The sequence below is a fragment of the Flavitalea flava genome (genome assembly GCF_054461575.1).
In genome coordinates, this window is record NZ_JBTLQH010000141.1 from 1 (window position 1) to 624 (window position 624).

The 624-nt window shown below is 53.8% G+C and carries 1 protein-coding gene; it reads left to right on the plus strand.

The window, feature by feature from the left end; genetic code table 11:
- On the plus strand, nt 1-624 hold a 624-nt coding region (locus tag ACX0G9_RS31730), incomplete at both ends, for a condensation domain-containing protein (protein ID WP_459069014.1).

Below are 624 nucleotides of genomic sequence, written 5' to 3' on the forward strand. Positions count from 1 at the left end.
AAAACCGGTTACTGATCGTGATCCATCACCTGGCGGTGGATGGGGTTTCGTGGCGAATATTGCTGGAGGATCTGGAGCGGTTGATCGCCGGAGCGGGTGAACAAAACGGGCAGGTTATCCTGGGACCGAAGGGAAGTTCCTACCGGGAATGGTACGGAGCCCTGGCAGCCTATGGTGAAAGCCGGAGATTGTTGACCCAGTCGGATTACTGGACAACAGTGGTTCAACAATATCAACCTTTGCCGGTAGACAAGGAGGATAAACGAACTGTTCAGCTTGGAGATATTGAAGAATACACAGAACGGTTGAATACGCACCTGACCCGGCAATTAGTGCAGGACTCAGGAGTGGCTTATCATACGGAGATCAACGATATTTTATTATGCGCCCTGGGGCTAACGCTGAGTGAATGGAGCGGGACGGATCGGGTGGTGGTTGGAATGGAAGGTCATGGCCGGGAAGAAATCGGTGCGGCGGTGGATACGAGCCGGACGGTAGGCTGGTTCACCAATCTGTATCCTGTTTGGATGGAGATTCAGGCAGAGCTGGGACCGGGAGATCAGCTCCGGAACGTAAAGGAGCAATTGCGGAAGGTGCCGGACAAGGGACTGGGCTATGGAGTGT